General features: G+C 71.9%; 13 protein-coding genes. 5 read left to right on the top strand and 8 right to left on the bottom strand.

The window, feature by feature from the left end; translation table 11 throughout:
* Positions 1 to 108: 108 nt before the first annotated feature.
* Positions 109 to 2916: a preprotein translocase subunit SecA gene (secA, locus tag AB0K82_RS43475; protein ID WP_364409307.1), complete on the bottom strand. Its 2808-nt coding sequence runs from the start codon at positions 2914 to 2916 to the stop codon at positions 109 to 111.
* A 244-nt stretch (positions 2917 to 3160) separates the two neighbouring features.
* On the opposite strand from secA, the gene AB0K82_RS43470 reads away from it, so the two are divergent.
* Together AB0K82_RS43470 and AB0K82_RS43465 are read left to right on the top strand one after the other, a co-directional pair.
* Entirely contained in the window at positions 3161 to 3469 is a 309-nt protein-coding gene (locus AB0K82_RS43470; protein WP_364409304.1) for an HGxxPAAW family protein, read from the top strand.
* Between the two features lie 211 nt (positions 3470 to 3680).
* A complete protein-coding gene (locus AB0K82_RS43465) occupies positions 3681 to 4946 on the top strand; it encodes a crosslink repair DNA glycosylase YcaQ family protein (protein ID WP_364409301.1) in 1266 nt (421 codons plus the stop codon).
* Positions 4947 to 5132: 186 nt separating this feature from the next.
* Here the strand turns inward: AB0K82_RS43465 and AB0K82_RS43460 are convergent, their stop codons facing one another.
* The 7 genes from AB0K82_RS43460 to mtnA form a co-directional block, all read right to left on the bottom strand.
* Positions 5133 to 5834: a response regulator transcription factor gene (locus AB0K82_RS43460; protein WP_345353440.1), complete on the bottom strand. Its 702-nt coding sequence runs from the start codon at positions 5832 to 5834 to the stop codon at positions 5133 to 5135.
* 148 nt (positions 5835 to 5982) lie between these two features.
* Complete coding sequence (gene raiA, locus AB0K82_RS43455; RefSeq protein ID WP_364409298.1) at positions 5983 to 6642, bottom strand: ribosome-associated translation inhibitor RaiA; 660 nt, start codon at positions 6640 to 6642, stop codon at positions 5983 to 5985.
* A gap of 619 nt (positions 6643 to 7261) precedes the next feature.
* Positions 7262 to 7963: a phosphoribosyltransferase family protein gene (locus tag AB0K82_RS43450; RefSeq protein ID WP_364409296.1), complete on the bottom strand. Its 702-nt coding sequence runs from the start codon at positions 7961 to 7963 to the stop codon at positions 7262 to 7264.
* A 126-nt stretch (positions 7964 to 8089) separates the two neighbouring features.
* Entirely contained in the window at positions 8090 to 9844 is a 1755-nt protein-coding gene (locus AB0K82_RS43445; RefSeq protein ID WP_364409294.1) for an LpqB family beta-propeller domain-containing protein, read from the bottom strand.
* Positions 9841 to 11490 carry an MtrAB system histidine kinase MtrB gene (mtrB, locus tag AB0K82_RS43440; protein ID WP_364409292.1) on the bottom strand — a complete coding sequence of 550 codons (1650 nt, stop codon included), beginning with the start codon at positions 11488 to 11490 and terminating at the stop codon, positions 9841 to 9843. Before mtrB ends, AB0K82_RS43445 begins: the two co-directional genes overlap by 4 nt.
* 32 nt (positions 11491 to 11522) lie before the next feature.
* A complete protein-coding gene (gene mtrA, locus AB0K82_RS43435) occupies positions 11523 to 12200 on the bottom strand; it encodes an MtrAB system response regulator MtrA (protein WP_252785371.1) in 678 nt (225 codons plus the stop codon).
* A gap of 17 nt (positions 12201 to 12217) precedes the next feature.
* Positions 12218 to 13216, bottom strand: a complete 999-nt coding sequence (mtnA, locus tag AB0K82_RS43430; RefSeq protein ID WP_364409290.1) for an S-methyl-5-thioribose-1-phosphate isomerase — start codon at positions 13214 to 13216, stop codon at positions 12218 to 12220.
* Between the two features lie 162 nt (positions 13217 to 13378).
* Here mtnA and AB0K82_RS43425 point away from each other — a divergent pair, with 162 nt between their 5' ends.
* The 3 genes from AB0K82_RS43425 to AB0K82_RS43415 form a co-directional block, all read left to right on the top strand.
* Positions 13379 to 14494, top strand: a complete 1116-nt coding sequence (locus AB0K82_RS43425) for a hypothetical protein (protein ID WP_364409288.1) — start codon at positions 13379 to 13381, stop codon at positions 14492 to 14494.
* Complete coding sequence (locus AB0K82_RS43420) at positions 14491 to 15147, top strand: DUF4129 domain-containing protein (RefSeq protein WP_364409286.1); 657 nt, start codon at positions 14491 to 14493, stop codon at positions 15145 to 15147. Before AB0K82_RS43425 ends, AB0K82_RS43420 begins: the two co-directional genes overlap by 4 nt.
* A 64-nt stretch (positions 15148 to 15211) precedes the next feature.
* Positions 15212 to 16183 (top strand): DUF4350 domain-containing protein (locus AB0K82_RS43415; RefSeq protein ID WP_364409284.1); only part of this gene is annotated, 972 nt, incomplete at its 3' end.

Raw genomic sequence — 16183 nt, 5'->3', positions numbered from 1 at the left:
AACGCTCGGCTGGGAAACCCCAGCCGAGCGTCTCGCTAAGCTCCTGGCAACAGCCAGTTGATCACCGGTGTTGCAACGACCCCTTGAATCCGCCTCGGCCGTCTTCGGTCAGTCGTTGCTGTTCTTCGGGTCGCCGTGGCAGCGCTTGTACTTCTTGCCCGAGCCGCAGGGGCACGGGTCGTTGCGCGAGACGTTGGCGAACGCGTCCTCGGTCTTCTCGCTGTGGGTCTCCACGCCGCCCTCGCCGTCGACGGTCGGCGCCGTGTAGTTGAGCGTCTGCGGCCGGGCGGACTCCTCCAGGCCCTTGGCGACGATCTCCGGCGTCTCCTCGCCGGTCGCGGGCAGCTCGACCGGAGCCTCGCCGACACCGGCCACCCCCGGAGCTCGCTCCTCCTCGGCGACCTCGACCTCGAGGTTGAAGAGGTAGCCGACCGACTCCTCCTTGATGCCCTCGAGCATCGCGGTGAACATGTCGTAGCCCTCGCGCTGGTACTCCACCAGCGGGTCGCGCTGCGCCATCGCCCGCAGGCCGATGCCCTCCTGGAGGTAGTCCATCTCGTAGAGGTGCTCGCGCCACTTGCGGTCGAGGACGGACAGGACGACGCGGCGCTCCAGCTCGCGGAGCACCTCCCCGCCGAGCTCCTCCTCGCGCCGTTCGTACGCGGCCTGGGCGTCCTCGCCGATCTTCTCGGTGAGCAGCTCGGCGGTCAGGCCGGCCTGGCCGCCCGCCTCCTCGACGAGGTCCTCGGAGCTGACCGAGATCGGGTAGAGCTGCTTGAACGCCTTCCACAGCTTGTCGAGGTCCCACTCCTCGGGGAAGCCCTCGGCGGTCGCCGCGGTGACGTATCCGGCCACGACCTCGTCGATCATGCGCACGATCTGCTCGTGCAGGTCGGCGCCCTCGAGGACGCGACGGCGCTCGGCGTAGATCACCTTGCGCTGCCGGTTCAGCACCTCGTCGTACTTCAGGACGTTCTTGCGGATCTCGAAGTTCTGCTGCTCGACCTGGTGCTGGGCCGACCGGATGGCGTTCGACACGATCTTCGACTCGATCGGCACGTCGTCCGGGATGTTCAGCCGGGTCATGATCGCCTCGACCCGGGCGGAGTTGAACAGCCGCATCAGGTCGTCCTCGAGCGACAGATAGAAGCGGGACTCGCCCGGGTCGCCCTGCCGGCCGGACCGGCCGCGAAGCTGGTTGTCGATGCGCCGCGACTCGTGCCGCTCGGTCGCGAGGACGTAGAGGCCGCCGAGCTCCTTGACCTCGTCGTGCTCCTCCTTGACCGCCTTCTTGGCCTTCTCGATCGCCTCGGGCCAGGCCTTCTCGTACTCCTCCGGAGTCTCGAGCGGGGACAGGCCGCGGGCGTGCAGCTCCTTGTCCGCGATGTGGTCGGGGTTGCCGCCGAGCGTGATGTCGGTGCCTCGACCGGCCATGTTCGTCGCGACCGTGACGGCGCCCTTGCGGCCCGCCTCGGCGACGATCATCGCCTCCTTCTCGTGGTACTTGGCGTTCAGCACCTCGTGCTTGATGCCGCGCCGCTTGAGCATCCGCGAGAGCTTCTCGGACTTGTCCACCGAGGTGGTGCCGACCAGGACCGGCTGGCCCTTCTCGTGCCGCTCCATGATGTCCTCGACGACGGCCTCGAACTTGGCCTGCTCGGTCTTGTAGACCACGTCGGAGACGTCGCGGCGGATCATCGGCTTGTTCGTCGGGATCGGGATGACGCCGAGCTTGTAGATCTTGTTGAACTCGGCCGCCTCGGTCTGGGCGGTACCGGTCATGCCGCCGAGCTTGTCGTACAGCCGGAAGAAGTTCTGCAGGGTGATCGTGGCGAGCGTCTGGTTCTCGTCCTTGATCGCCACGCCTTCCTTGGCCTCGATGGCCTGGTGCATGCCCTCGTTGTAGCGCCGGCCGTGCAGGATGCGGCCGGTGAACTCATCGACGATCAGGACCTCGCCGTTGTTGACGATGTAGTCCTTGTCCTTCTTGTACAGCTCCTTGGCCTTCAGCGCGTTGTTCAGGAAGCTGACCAGCGGCGTGTTGACCGAGTCGTACAGGTTGTCGATGCCGAGCCAGTCCTCGACCTTCTCGACGCCGGACTCCAGGATGCCGACCGTGCGCTTCTTCTCGTCGACCTGGTAGTCGCCGTCCTCGCCCTCCGGGCCGTCGGTCGCGCGCTTGAGCCGCGGCACGATCTTGGCGAACTCGACGTACCACTTGGAGTTCTGCTCGGCCGGGCCGGAGATGATCAGCGGGGTCCGCGCCTCGTCGATGAGGATCGAGTCGACCTCGTCCACGATCGCGAAGTTGTGCTCACGCTGGACGCACTCGTCCAGGCTCCAGGCCATGTTGTCGCGCAGGTAGTCGAAGCCGAACTCGTTGTTCGTGCCGTACGTGATGTCGGCGGCGTACGCCTTACGGCGCTCCTCCGGCGTCATGTCGGCCAGGATCACGCCGACCTCGAGGCCGAGGAACTGGTGCACGCGGCCCATCCACTCGGCGTCGCGCTTGGCCAGGTAGTCGTTGACCGTGACGACGTGGACGCCCTTGCCGGACAGCGCGTTGAGGTAGGCGGGCAGCACGCAGGTCAGGGTCTTGCCCTCACCGGTGCGCATCTCGGCGATGTTGCCCATGTGGAGGGCGGCGCCGCCCATGATCTGCACGTCGAAGTGGCGCTGGCCCAGCGTGCGCTTGGCGGCCTCGCGGGCGGTCGCGAACGCCTCGGGAAGCAGATCGTCGAGCGTCTCGCCGTCGGCCAGGCGCTCCTTGTACGTCTCGGTGAGCGCGCGCAGCTCGGCGTCGCTCATGTCGACGAAGTCCTCCTCGATGGAGTTGACCTGGTCGGCGATCCGCTTGAGCTTGCGCAGAACTTTGCCTTCGCCAGCGCGAAGGATCTTGTCGATGACTACTGGCACTCTCGGAAGCTCCTCGAACCATTCGTGGAATCGCCGGGGGTCATGTCCGACGGCGCATACACGACCCGTACGGTGTCATCGTAGGCGAGTCCAACCGTACAGCGGGACCACCTCGATATCACGGGACTCGGCCGCAGGGGCCGTAAGCCCCGGGTTTATCGTTGACGCTGCGAGGAACCGCACCACACGCTCAACGTTGGACCGCGTTCGGGGACGGACGCAGATGCCCCTGGGAGGAAAACACATGGCCGGCAGTTCTCACGGAGGCCGCCTCAGCTCGTGGGTCGCGGTCGTCGTGATGTGGATCGGCTTCGGTGTCGGGGGCGTCGCGATGGTCAGCGGACCGTCGTGGTGGCTCTTCTGGACCGGTGTCGGCATCGTCGCGGTCGGCGGTGTCATCGGGCTGATCGTCCGCATCTTCGACGACGTCATCATCGACGCCCCGCGGGTCATCGCGGAGGAGTCCCACCCGGCCGTGCTGCACGCTCGCGCCGCGGGCATCGAGGGCCCCGCGACCGCCACCGACCCGCAGACGACGCACCCCCACGGCTGAGCGACCGCCGCGGTCCCCGGCCGCGCGCGGAGCGAGCGGCCGTCCGCCGGCCTCCGTTCCGGGCGTGGCGGCACCGCTTCCGGTCACGTTTCAGTCACATTCCGATCGCAGGGCCCGTCCGAGCCGACCCCGGCCGAGCGGGCCCATCGGCATTTCCGGATCGCTCAACCCGCATAACCGTTTTGTCGGTGTCGGCCCCTACGATCGGGCCATGCCGACGCACGAGCTGACCGCCGACGAGGCGCGCCGGATCCAGTTGTACGCCCAGGGCCTCATCGGGCGGGTCGCGCCCGCCCCGACCCGGGACCTGCGCGGCGACCCGGACGCGCGCCGGGCGCTCGGCGCGCTCCGCCATCTCGGCGCGGTCCAGCTCGACACGATCTCCGTGCTCGCCCGCTCGCACGAGCTGGTCGCCTACGCCCGGCTCGGCCCGGTCGGGCGCACGAGCGTCGAGCGGGCCTACTGGGACGGGACCGCCGCCTTCGAGTACTGGTCGCACGCCGCCTGCGTGCTGCCGATCGAGGACTGGCCGCTGTACGCCTTCCGCCGCCGCGCCTACCGCCGGCGGGGCCGGCACTGGCACCGCACGCCGGAGAAGGTCTGCGCGGACGTCCTGGCCCGGCTCCGCGCCGAGGGTCCGCTCACCGTGACGGGCCTCGGCGGCGCGAAGAAGGGCGGTGAGTGGTTCGACCGCACCGACGAGAAGATCGCCGCCGAGTTTCTGCTGGCCACCGGGGACGTCGTCTGCACCCGGCGGGTCGGCTGGCGGCGCGTGTACGACCTGCCGGAGCGGGCCGTCCCCGCCGAGCTGCGGGCCCGCGACCTCGACGACGCCGAGTGCCTCACGGCGCTCGTCCGGCGCGCCGCCCGGGCACTGGGCGTCGCGACCAGGGCGGACCTCGCCGACTACGTCCGTGTCCGGGGTGAGGACGTGGACGCGGTCGTCGAGGCCGCCGGGCTGGTCCCGGTGACGGTGGCCGGCTGGACCAACGGGAACGGCGCGGGCCGGAGCGCCGCCTGGGCGCATCCGGAAGCTCTCGAGGCGCCGCCGCGCGGCCGGCACCGCACCACGCTGCTGTCGCCCTTCGACTCGCTCGTCTGGGACCGCAAGCGCACCCAGCGGGTGTTCGGCTTCGACCATCGGCTGGAGGCGTACGTCCCCCGCGCCAAGCGCGTGCACGGCTATTTCACGATGCCGCTCCTGGCGGGCGGGCGGCTCATCGGCCGCGCCGACCCGGCGCGCGAGGGCAGCACGCTCGTCGTCCGCAAGGCGTCGCTCGAGCCGGGGGCGGTGAGCACCCCCGCGCGCGCGGAGAGTGCGGTGGCCCGGCTGGCCGACGCGCTGGTGGCGGCCGCCGCCTGGGTCGGGTGCGACGCCGTACGCGTGGAGAGGCTCGACCCGCCCGAGCTCGCCTCGCTGCTGAGCGCCGCGCTGCAGGAGACGGGGCTCGGCCCGTCCCCCGCGGCGCGGTCCTGAACCAGCCCGCCGCGGCCCGCGGCCGGCCGATCTCCCGCACTGCCGCGGCCCGCAGTCAGTCGATCTTCCGCACTGCCGCGACCCGCGGTCGGCCGGTCGCGAGTCCTGCCGTGGCCTGCGGCCGGCCGGTCGCGGGCACTGCTACGGCTCGCGGTCGGCCGGTCGCGGGCACTGCTACGGCTCCGGTCAGCTGATCTCCAGCAGCTTCTCGCGCACCGCGTAGACCACCGCCTCCATCCGCGAGTGCAGCTGGAGCTTCTCGAGGATGTTGCGGATGTGGTTCTTCACGGTGTTCTCGGAGATGAACAGCTCCTTGGCGATCTCCCGGTTGCCCAGGCCCCGGGCGACGAGACGGAGCACTTCCATCTCCCGATCGGTGAGCTTGGGCGCCGGGACCTGCTGCTGCCGCTCCTCGCCGCGCTTGGCCAGCGCGGCGAACTCGGTGATCAGCTTGGACGCCATCGACGGGCTGATGAAGGACTGGCCGTCGTGGACCGCGCGGACCACGTCGGCGACCTCGTCGATCGAGACGTCCTTCAGCAGGTAACCGGTGGCGCCGGCCTTGATCGCCTCGAAGAGGTCCTCCTCCTCGTCGCTGATCGTCAGCATCACGATCTTGGCGCTCGGCACCTGGTCCTTGATGGCGGTGCACGCCTCGATGCCACCGCGGCGCGGCATCCGGATGTCCATGAGCACGACGTCCGGCAGCAGGTCGCCCACCTGCTCGACCGCCTCCTGGCCGTCGCCGCACTGCCCGACGACCTCGACGCCGTCCTCATCCTCGAGCACCATCTCCAGACCACGGCGGAACAGCGCGTGGTCGTCGACGATCAGCACGCGGATGGGATCACCGGCGACCGCGCCGCGAGTCTCGGGGGTCTCGCTCAACTTTCCCTCCAAACGGTGCGCCTGCCCATGATCAACATCCTGGGCGTGTCGCGGGGCTGAGAGCAAGCTCGGGGAGTCATGGGCGTCCCACCGCGGAACGCTTACGAGTCCAGAGTGGTCGAGCCGGTGGCGCGGCGCAAGCGGGAGGTCACTCTTCGGCGAGACGGATGACGCCGTAGTCCCATCCTCGCCGCCGGTAGACGACGCTTGCGTCACCGGAGTCCTTGTCCCGGAAGAGGAAGAAGTCGTGGCCGACCAGCTCCATCTCGAAGAGCGCCTGGTCGATCGTCATGGGCTGGGCCTTGTGCGACTTCTCGCGCACCACGAGCGGCCCCTCCCCCTCCATCGGGATGGGGACGATGCCCTTCTCGGCCTCCGCCCGGGCCTCGTCACGCCAGGTGTCCCGGGTCTCCTCCGTTGGCTCCGCCAGGGGAGTGGCGGTGCCGGTCGGCTCCACGGTCTCGGGGGCGAGGGCCATCGCGAGGCGCTCGCGTCCGTGGCCGCCGTGCGGCTTGCGCCGGTCGGACGAGCGGCGGAGCCGGGCCTCGAGCTTGCCGATCGCCATGTCGAGCGCCGCGTTCCGATCGTCCGCGGCGGCCTCGGCCCGGATCACCGGCCCGCGCGAGTGGATGGTGAGCTCGACGCGCTCTCGGCGCGACGACTGGCGGGGATTGCGTTCTTGGGAGACTTCGACGTCGATCCGCATGACCTTCGGGTCCAGCTTCTCGACTTTCGCGATCTTGCTGTCCACGTGACGGCGGAAGTGGTCGCTCACGTCCGTGTGGCGACCCTTGACGATGATTTCCACGGGGGACCCCCCTCCTCCCCGGTCACTGACCTGTCAGCGACGGGAACGCCGGGCTCGGTAGATGGTTCGGATCCGGTCGTGGGTCGCCGGACCCCTAGGGGACAACACCCGCCCGGCCGACCTGGTCTTCGTCCCCACATCCGCCTGCTGAGGGTCTCGCGGCGCTCTCGCCACTACTCCCCTTCTCCCGGTCCGGAGGACATCTGATCCCCCGGCGAGGCAGGACTTACCTCTAAGCCGCACCGTGATCGGTCGACGAAAAGTCGCCTTACGTGGGCCGTTTCGCCTGCGGCTGGCATCGGCTTGCCGGGCCGGTAGAGGCTCGGCGCAACCACGGACCCGGGCGGGTGTCATGTGAGGAACGCTAACCCCTCTCCGGGCGAATGTCAGGGGGGTGTGACGGAGAAAACCACGGATAGTCATGAACGGACGCCGTTTCGGCCCTCCCGTTCGGCCGCCGGAACGGCGCGGCCATCCGCCGCCGACCGGGCGAAACGCGCGTCCGCACGGGCCTCGCGGACCGCTGCCGCGCCCGGGACGTCGCGTTTCGGGCCGAACAGGACGCCGATGGCGCTCTCCGCGAGTCCCTGCCACGCGGAGAGGGCCCGCCTGTAATCGGCTACGTATAGTGACCGATCTCACTCCGTTCTCCGCCGTCACCGTACCGGCGTGTCGCCGCCACGACCGCGGCCGCCCGGACCCGCGCGCCGCCCGACCGCAGGGCGCGGGCGGCCTCGGCGAGCGTCGCCCCGGTGGTGATCACGTCGTCGACCACGATCACCAGCGTGTCCCGCACGTCGCGCCGCACGGTGAGCGCGCCCGCGAGATTGGCGGCCCGGTCCGCCGCCGTGAGCCCGGACTGGTCCGCGACCCGGCGCCGGTGCGCGAGCACCCGCGCGACCGACACCGCCGCGCCCTGCCGGGCGGCCTCGCGGGCGGCGGCCAGCGCGATGCGGAGCGTCGGATCGTGCCCCCGGCGGCGTACCGACGCCCGCGAGGAGGGCACCGGGACGAGCAGGACAGGGCCCGTGGCGTCCTCCGCCGCCGCCAGGACGGCCGTGGCGAGGCAGGAGCCGAGGGGCCGGGCCAGGCCGGTACGCCCGCGCTCCTTGTGCGCCACGATCAGCTGCCGGACCGCGCCGGTGTAGGCGGCGACGGACCAGGGCCGCGGCAGGCCGGGCGGCGTGGGCCGGGGCGGGCGAACCTCCGCCGGACCCCGCAGCAGGGCGGCACAGGCGGAGCACAGGAGACCGTCGGCCCGGCCGCAGCCGGCGCACCGCTGGGGCAGCACGAGGTCGAGGGCGGCGCTGAGGAGTCCCACGGCCGTAGCCTGCCGGTGCGCCTCTCCGGCCCGCCAGCCCCGTCCCCCGCCCTGTGGACGACGCGGTCCGCCGCCCGCCGGCCGGTGCCCGTGGTACGGCGCCGGCCGGGCACGCGGAGTACGGCGCTAGCCGGGGTAGGCGGGGTCGGACGTGCCGTTGACGCACTTCCAGTCGTCGTACCGGTCACTGAGCCGGCAGACGTTGAGGGTCTTGTCCCCCGGGGAGACGCGCTGGGTGACCAGCAGTGGTGAGCCGGGCGAGGCCGTGACCGTGGTCATCTCCCCGCCCGGGCCGATCATGGGTTGGATCGGGGCACCGCTCACCGGCACGTCGAACAGCGACGGCGACGGGTTCCCGTTCGTCATGCCGATGACGGCGAGATGGTCGGTGGTGCTCCACGCCAGGTCGATGGCGCTCTGCAGCTCCGAGCTGATCGAGATGAACCCCTCCGCCTGCAGCCCGCCGGACGGGGCGCGGTCGACCCGGCCGAGCTGGACCTGCCAGCGGTTGTCCGCCTTGACGATGACCGCGGCGCGGGTGCCGTCCCGGGAGACGCGCAGCGCCTTGGCGGGGTACTGGACGAGCGCCCAGCCGTCCACCGCGACGGGCCGGGTGCCGCCCTCGATGATCCAGAGGCGGGAGCCGCTCGCGGTCGACTCGACCACCCAGACGTTCCCGCGCGAGTCCCAGGACGGCGGGGTGAATCTGCCGCCCTTCGAGGTGGCCCGCATCGTCGCGCGGACGGCGCCGCCGACCAGGTCGGTGACGGTGACCGTGTTCGCCGCCGCGTTCAGGGAGGCGACCTGCCGGTGGTCGTAGGAGATCGCGGGATGGCCGACCTGGACCTTGAGCGGCACGGACTGCGCCCGGTCGTTGTCCAGCCGGCCGAGGCGTCCGTCGACGAGCCGGACGTAGGCCTGCTGCGGTTCGCCGCTGCCGTTGGGGTTGTAGGCGTCCCAGTCGTGGATCGACTGCAGCCTTCCGCTGATGCCGGGCACTTGGACCGGCTTGCCGTCGATCTTCAGCTGCATCCGCTGGACCTCGCGGAGTTGCCGGAGCGTCCAGATCAGCTGGATCGACATGCCGCGCAGGTCGCCGGCGCGGGCCTGGCGGGTCAGGTCGACCGTGGCCACGCCCCCGCTGATCTGCAGCCGGCGCAGGCCGGTGCCGGCCGGGAACGCCGAGCGTACGAGGGCGCTCTTGAGCCAGGTCGTGGGCCCGCTGATCAGCTGCTTCACCAACTGTGTGGGGAGCCAGGACCGGCTCACGAGCGGGATGAACACCGGATTCGGCACGAGCGTCTGGGAGTCGGGCGCGAAGAAGTACAGGTCCAGGGTCCGGAAGGCGCGGGTGACGTCGTCCCGGCTGAGCAGGAGCCCCTCGGGCGGGAGGGGTTCGGTGATGCGCCACTGCCGCTGGGCGTCCCGGCGCAGGTGGAAGATCTCTTTGAAATCGACGGCGTCCGCGATGTACTGCCCGTCGGCGCCGATCCGGCCGAGCTGGCTGCCCTGCAGGGTGACCGTCGCCTGGGTGGGGCCGTTCTGCTCGTACGTCGGGGGGTCGAGCTTGTCGTAGACGATCGCCGCGACGCCCGGCCGCCAGCAGGACGGGCAGGCGAGGTAGGACCGGGCGACCTGGTGGTCGCCGTTCGGCCCGTCGAAGCTGGAGGAGGCGGTGCGGAAACCTTCGACGATCGAGATCGGAGCCCAGTCGCGTTCCGGCCCGACCGGGATGATGCGGACGTACGGATCGTCGACCGGCTGCTCGGCGCCGCCGGCGTTCCCGCGCAGCACCCGGCCGCCCTGCGGGACGCCGACGCAGCCGCCCGCCAGGAGCGCCAGCAGGGCCATGAGGGCGGCCGTCGCGAGCCGGGGCCTCATGCGTCCGCCTCCAGTTCCAGTTCGGCGTACGGCGCCCGCTGCAGCTCGATCTCCGGCGGCACCAGCGGCAGCGGCGACCCGCGCAGCTCCGTCCCCGCCACCCGGGGCAGCGACAGCCGGAACTGCGATCCCTGGCCCGGCTCACCCCACGCCTGCAGCCAGCCGCCGTGCAACTCGGCGTCCTCCATCGAGATCGACAATCCCAGGCCGGTGCCGCCCGTCGTACGGGCGCGCGCCGGGTCGGCGCGCCAGAACCGGTCGAAGACCATGTTCGCCTCACCGGGCCGCAGGCCGCAGCCGTGGTCGCGGACGGCGATCGCGACGGCGTCCCGGTCGGCGGCGACGCTGATGACGATGTCCTTGCCCTCGCCGTGCTCGACCGCGTTGACCAGCAGGTTGCGCAGGATGCGCTCGACGCGGCGGCGGTCGACCTCGGCCATGGTCGCCTCGGCCGGGAGCTGCTGGATGATCTTGCTGCCCTTGCGCTCGGCCAGGTCCTCGGCGTAGCCGACCGACCGCAGCACCAGCTCGCGGACGTCCATCGGCTCGATGTCGAGGGTCGCGGCGCCGGCGTCGTACCGGCTGATCTCCAACAGGTCGGCCAGCAGCCCGTCGAAGCGTTCGAGCTGGCTCTGCAGCAGTTCGGCGGAGCGGGCGGCCATCGGGTCGAAGTCCTCCCGCGACTCGTACAGCACCTCGGCCGCCATCCGGACCGTGGTCAGCGGGGTGCGCAGCTCATGGGAGACGTCGGAGACGAACTGGCGCTGCACCTGCGACAGCTCCTGGAGCTGGACGATCTTCTCCTGCAGGTTCGCGGCCATGTCGTTGAAGGAGGTCGCGAGCCGGGCCAGGTCGTCCTCGCCGCGTGCCTTCATCCGCTCCTCGAGGCGCCCGGCCGCCAGCCGCTCGGCCGCCTGGGCCGCCATCCGCACCGGAATGACCACCTGGCGCGTGACGATCGAGGCGATCGCGGCGAGGAGCAGGACGAGCGCCGCGCCGACGCCGAGGATGGTCTGCTGGACGACCTCCAGGCTCTGCCGCTCCTGCGTCAGCGGGAACAGGTAGTACAGCTGATACCGGCTGACCTTCTTGCCGACGATCAAGCCCGGCTTGGACGAGCCGTCGTCGTACGTCAGCATGCCGTAGGTGCGGTAGGGATCGCTCCCGTCGGATGACTCGACCTGCTGCATCAGCACGGCCGGGACGCTCTTCAGCCGGATCCAGTTGGAGCTGAACCCGACGCTGCCCGGGTCGTCCCGGTCGAGGATGATCACCTCGTACAGGCCGGACGGCCCGCTCCGGTGGGCGAGCGTGGTGACGATCCCGTTGAGCGTGCTCTTGGTGTCGTCGGAGTCGTCCGTGCCGGCGCTGGCCAGCCGGCCCTGGGCCACGCCCACGCCCTCGTCCAGCTGGAGCAGCGCCGCCCGCTCCTTGGCCTCCAGCAGCGCGCTGGTGATCTGCTGCATCAGGAAGACGCCGAGCACCGCGACGACCAGACCGGACACGAGGAGGGTCGTCGTCACGACGCGGGCCTGCAGCGACCGCCGCCAGCCGACGTACGCCCGGCGCACCACCGCGCGGGCGTAACGGCGGATCGGGCGCAGGCCACGGCGGGCCGCCGACGGCAGCGTCGGCCATCTGTTCATGGACTGATCGGGGGAGTCGGGAGGCCTGGCCGCTACGCCGGCCCCGCCTTGTAACCGACGCCGCGCACGGTCACGACGATCTCCGGATGCTCGGGATCCTTCTCGATCTTGGCGCGCAGCCGCTGCACGTGGACGTTCACCAACCGGGTGTCGGCGGCGTGGCGGTAGCCCCACACCTGCTCGAGCAGCACCTCGCGGGTGAAGACCTGGCGCGGCTTGCGGGCCAGCGCGACGAGCAGGTCGAACTCCAGCGGCGTCAGCGGGATGTGCCGGTCCGCCCGCTTCACCGAGTGGCCCGCCACGTCGATCGAGATGTCGCCGATCTGCAGCAGCTCCGGCGTCGGGTCGTCGGTCCGGCGGAGCCGGGCGCGCACCCGCGCCACCAGCTCCTTCGGCTTGAACGGCTTGACGATGTAGTCGTCGGCGCCGGACTCGAGGCCGAGAACGACGTCGACCGTGTCGCTCTTGGCGGTCAGCATCACGATCGGCACGCCGGACTCGGCGCGGATCTGACGGCAGACGTCGATCCCGTCGATGCCGGGGAGCATCAGGTCAAGCAGCACGAGGTCGGGCCGGGTCTCCCGGAATGCCTCGAGCGCCTTGTCACCGTCGTGCACGAACGACGGCTCGAAGCCTTCGCCGCGGAGCACGATGCCGAGCATCTCGGCCAGAGCCAGGTCGTCATCGACGACCAGCACGCGTCCCTTCATGAGCCCTCATCGTCGCGTTATCGGAGGCGGTCGCCCAGAGCAGCCAGCGTACCTTCGTTCACCGGCGAGATGACCCCACGCTCGGTGACGATGGCGGTCACCAGGTCGCCCGGAGTCACATCAAAGGCCGGATTGTAGACAGGACTCCCGAACGGCGCCGTAGGTTGTCCGGCGATCGTGGTGACTTCTCCCGGATCACGTAGTTCGATCGGGATGTCGGCCCCCGTTCGCGCGGTCAGATCGACGGTACTCGTCGGCGCGACCACCACGAACGGCACGCCGTGGTGGCGGGCCAGCACGGCGAGGGAGTACGTCCCGACCTTGTTGGCCACGCTGCCGTCCCGGGCGATGCGGTCGGCGCCCAGCACGACCAGGTCGACCTCCCCGGCGGCGAACAGGGAGGCGGCCGCGCCGTCCGGCAGCAGGGTGTGCGGCATCCCGTGCCGCGCCGCCTCGTACGCCGTCAGCCGGGCGCCCTGCAGGAGGGGGCGGGTCTCGTCGACCCACAGCATCTTGAGCCGCCCGGCGCGGTGCGCGGCGAGCACGACGCCCAGCGCGGTGCCGTCACCGCCCGCCGCGAGGGCTCCGGTGTTGCAGTGCGTGAGGACCCGGCCGCCGTCCGGGACCAGCTCCAGGCCGTGCGTGGCCATCCGCGCCGAGAACTCCGCCTCCTCGGCCGCGATCGCGTGCGCCTCCGACAGCGCCGAACGCCCCTCCTCGTGGGCCCGGAGGACCCGCTCGGCGCCCCTGGCGAGGTTGACCGCGGTCGGCCGGGCGCCGGCGAGGGTACGCGCCGCCGCCGCGACGTCCTCGCCGAGCACGGCGGCCAGCGCGACGCCGTACCCGGCGGCGATCCCGAGCAGCGGGGCCCCGCGGACGGCGAGGTCCTTGATCGCGGCGACGATCGCGGGGACGTCACGGCAGACCAGGGCGGTCTCCTCCCCCGGCAGCCGGGTCTGGTCCAGCAGCAGCAGCGCGGGCCCCTCGGGCGGGTCGATCCACCGCAACACGTCCATATCCCTCAGTCTGCCTCAGCACGGACGGACGGTCACCGGATCGAGCGGACGGCGGCGGTCGATCACCCGTACTCTCACCGCATGGCAGGATTGGCCGGGTAATCGGCGGGCGGGGAGCAGGCGATGACCGACGCGGGAGCTTGGGCGTCTCCGGGCTCCGCCATGCCCGAAACCGATGGCGCCGACGCGGTGGCACCGCCGCCGGCTCCCCCCGCCGCCGCGGAGGACATCCTCGAGACGGAGATCCCGCTGCGGCCGCTCGGCGTCTCCGAGCTCCTCGACGGGGCGATCACCTACGTCCGCCGCAGCCCGCGCGCCGCGCTCGGCCTGTCGGCGATCCTCACCGGCATCGTCCAGGTGATCGTCACGGCCGTGCAGTTCATCGCGCTCGGCGGCCGGCTCCGCACCAACGTCGACAGCCCCGCGGACCTCGTCCGCACCCTCGGGCCGGCGTCCATGACGTCCGTCGTCGGGCTGTTCCTCACCGCGTACGTCGTGCTGCTGCTCAGCGGTCTCCTCGCCCCCGTCATGGGGCGCACGCTGCTGGGCCGTGCCACCTCGTTCGGGCAGGCCTGCCGCGACGCGCGCGCCGTCAAGGGCCGCCTCATCGGCACCGCGACGGCCGTCCTCGCGATCGTGCTCCTCGCCATCGCGCTCCCCCTCGCCCCGCTCGTCGCGTCGGTCCTCGCCCACGCGCCCACGGGCCTGCAGGCCCTCACGGCCGTCCTCGGCGTGCCGCTGGCGCTGGCGCTGATGGTCGTCGGCTACGTCTGGTTCGCCCTCGCCGCCCCCATCGCCGTCCTCGAGCGCCGGGGCGTCCGTGCCGCGCTCCGCCGCTCGGCGGAGATCGTGCGCGGCCGCTGGTGGCGGATGATGGGCGTGCTCACCCTGGCGCTGGTCATCACGTTCTTCGTCGAGTTCCTGGTGCTGCCCGTGCCGTTCGCGGTCGCGCAGCAGATCATCCTCGTCTTCGACAAGGATCCGCACGGCTGGCTGCTCGTGGCCGCCATCGCGGTCGGCGGGGTGGGCCGCGTCATCGCCGGTACTCTCGTCAATCCGTTCAACGCCGGAGTGATCACGCTGATCTACGCCGACCGGCGCATGCGGCGCGAGGCGTTCGACCTGGAGTCGCAGCTCGAGCCGTCGGACGACCCGCTCGCCGCCTGGCTGCCCGGCCCGCTCACGGCCGCCGGGTCGGGTCCCCAGCCGAAGACGCCGCGCCCGTCCTTCGTGGCCCCTCCGCCCCCGCCTCCGCCGCCTCCGGGATGGCACCGATGACGCCGCCGCTTCATTACGGAGGCGGTCCGCCGATCGCCCGCGACCCCGCGCGCGAGCTGGCCCGCCGCGAGCTCGAGAAGCGGATGTACCACCAGGACGACCCGTCGTTCTTCGAGCGCATCCTGAACAAGATCGGTGACTGGCTCAACGCCCTGTACCACCGCGCGACCGACGTCGGAGGCGGCGGAACCGGCGGCGGCTGGCTCGGCTATCTCGTCCTGCTGCTCATCTTCGCGCTGGTGGTCGCCGCAGTCTGGTGGCGGATCGGCAGCGTGCGCCGCAACGCCGCCGGGCCCCGGTCCCTGCTCGGCGAGTCGGTCGCCACGGCCGAGGACCACCGCGCCACGGCCGAACGCCACGCCGCCACCGGCGAGTGGCCCGAGGCCATCCGCGAACGCCTCCGCGCCATCGCCCGCGACCTCGAGGAGCGGGCGATCGTCCCGCCCCGGCCCGGCCGGACCGCCGACGAACTGGCCGCCGAGGCGGGGACGGCGCTGCCCGACCACGCCGACGCCCTCGCCTCCGGCGTACGGCTGTTCGACGACGTCTGGTACGGCGGCCGGGACGGCGACGCGGCCGGCTACCGGACGCTCGTCGACCTCGACAACCGGCTGCGCAACGCGCGCCCCGTCCCGCTCGAAGGCGTGTCATGACCGAGCGCAGCGAGGGAATCGGCAAGCACAGCGACCTGGTCACTCCTCCGACGAAGGAGGATTCATGACGACGTTGCAGGCTCCGCCGGTCGGTGAGCCGGCCACCGCCGGACAGGTCGCGCGGCACCGCTGGCAGCGGTCCCGCGGCATCCTCGTCGCGGTGCTCGCCCTGCTGGTCCTCGGGGTGCTGCTCGCCCTGATGCGCCCGCGCACCGGCTCGGAGACCCTCGACCCGGACTCGCCCGGCCAGCAGGGCGCCCGCGCCCTCGCGGAGATCACCCGGCAGCACGGCACGCCCGTGACCGTCGTGCACACGGCCGCCGACGCCGCCGAGCGCCTGCGCGCCCAGCCCGACGCCGTCCTCGTCGTCGTCCGCTCCGAACGCCTCGTCGCCGCCGACCTGACCGCCCTCCGGAGCGCGCCCGGCGACCGCCTCCTGGTCACTCCGTCCAGCGAGACGCTGAACGCGCTGGCCCCGGGCGTCGAGGCGTCCGGCGCCGCGTGGGGCACCCCCGAGCCCGGCTGCACCCTGCCCGCCGCCGCGTACGCCGGGAACGCCGACTTCCTCGGCGCGACCACCTACACGGCGCCCGGCGAGGCCACGAAGTGCTACCTCTCCGGCGACGAGGCGGGGCTGGTGCAGCTGCCGGTGGGCGGCGCGACCGTCACCGTCCTCGGCTCGGCCCGCCCGCTCACGAACGAGCACCTCGCCGAACACGGCAACGCCGCCCTGGCCATGAACCTCATCGGGTCCCGGAGCGGCGCCGTCTGGCTGATGCCGGACCTGCCGGCGCCGGGCAGCGGCGGGCACAAGTCGTTCTTCGAACTCGTCCCGTTCGGCGTCCGGCTCGGCCTGCTGCAGGTCGTGATCGCCGTGGTCCTGGTGGCGCTGTGGCGGTCCCGGCGCCTCGGCCCGGTCGTCGTCGAGCCGCTCCCGGTCGTCGTGCGCTCCGCGGAGACCGTCGAGGGCCGGGCCCGCCTGTACCGCTCCCGCCGGGCCGCCGACCGCGCGGCGGAGGCGCTGCGCGCCGGCGCG

The organism is Actinoallomurus sp. NPDC052274, from assembly GCF_040679475.1.
Lineage (GTDB): Bacteria > Actinomycetota > Actinomycetes > Streptosporangiales > Streptosporangiaceae > Actinoallomurus > Actinoallomurus liliacearum.
This window is presented reverse-complemented; position numbering and strand designations above follow the sequence as displayed.

Coding starts and splice junctions, on each gene's coding strand:
- mtrA (WP_252785371.1), bottom strand. CDS start 12,200: ATGAAGGGACGCGTGCTGGTCGTCGATGACGACCTGGCTCTGGCCGAG.
- AB0K82_RS43420 (WP_364409286.1), top strand. CDS start 14,491: ATGACGCCGCCGCTTCATTACGGAGGCGGTCCGCCGATCGCCCGCGAC.
- AB0K82_RS43425 (WP_364409288.1), top strand. CDS start 13,379: ATGCCCGAAACCGATGGCGCCGACGCGGTGGCACCGCCGCCGGCTCCC.
- AB0K82_RS43465 (WP_364409301.1), top strand. CDS start 3,681: ATGCCGACGCACGAGCTGACCGCCGACGAGGCGCGCCGGATCCAGTTG.
- mtrB (WP_364409292.1), bottom strand. CDS start 11,490: ATGAACAGATGGCCGACGCTGCCGTCGGCGGCCCGCCGTGGCCTGCGC.
- mtnA (WP_364409290.1), bottom strand. CDS start 13,216: ATGGACGTGTTGCGGTGGATCGACCCGCCCGAGGGGCCCGCGCTGCTG.
- AB0K82_RS43445 (WP_364409294.1), bottom strand. CDS start 9,844: ATGAGGCCCCGGCTCGCGACGGCCGCCCTCATGGCCCTGCTGGCGCTC.
- AB0K82_RS43470 (WP_364409304.1), top strand. CDS start 3,161: ATGGCCGGCAGTTCTCACGGAGGCCGCCTCAGCTCGTGGGTCGCGGTC.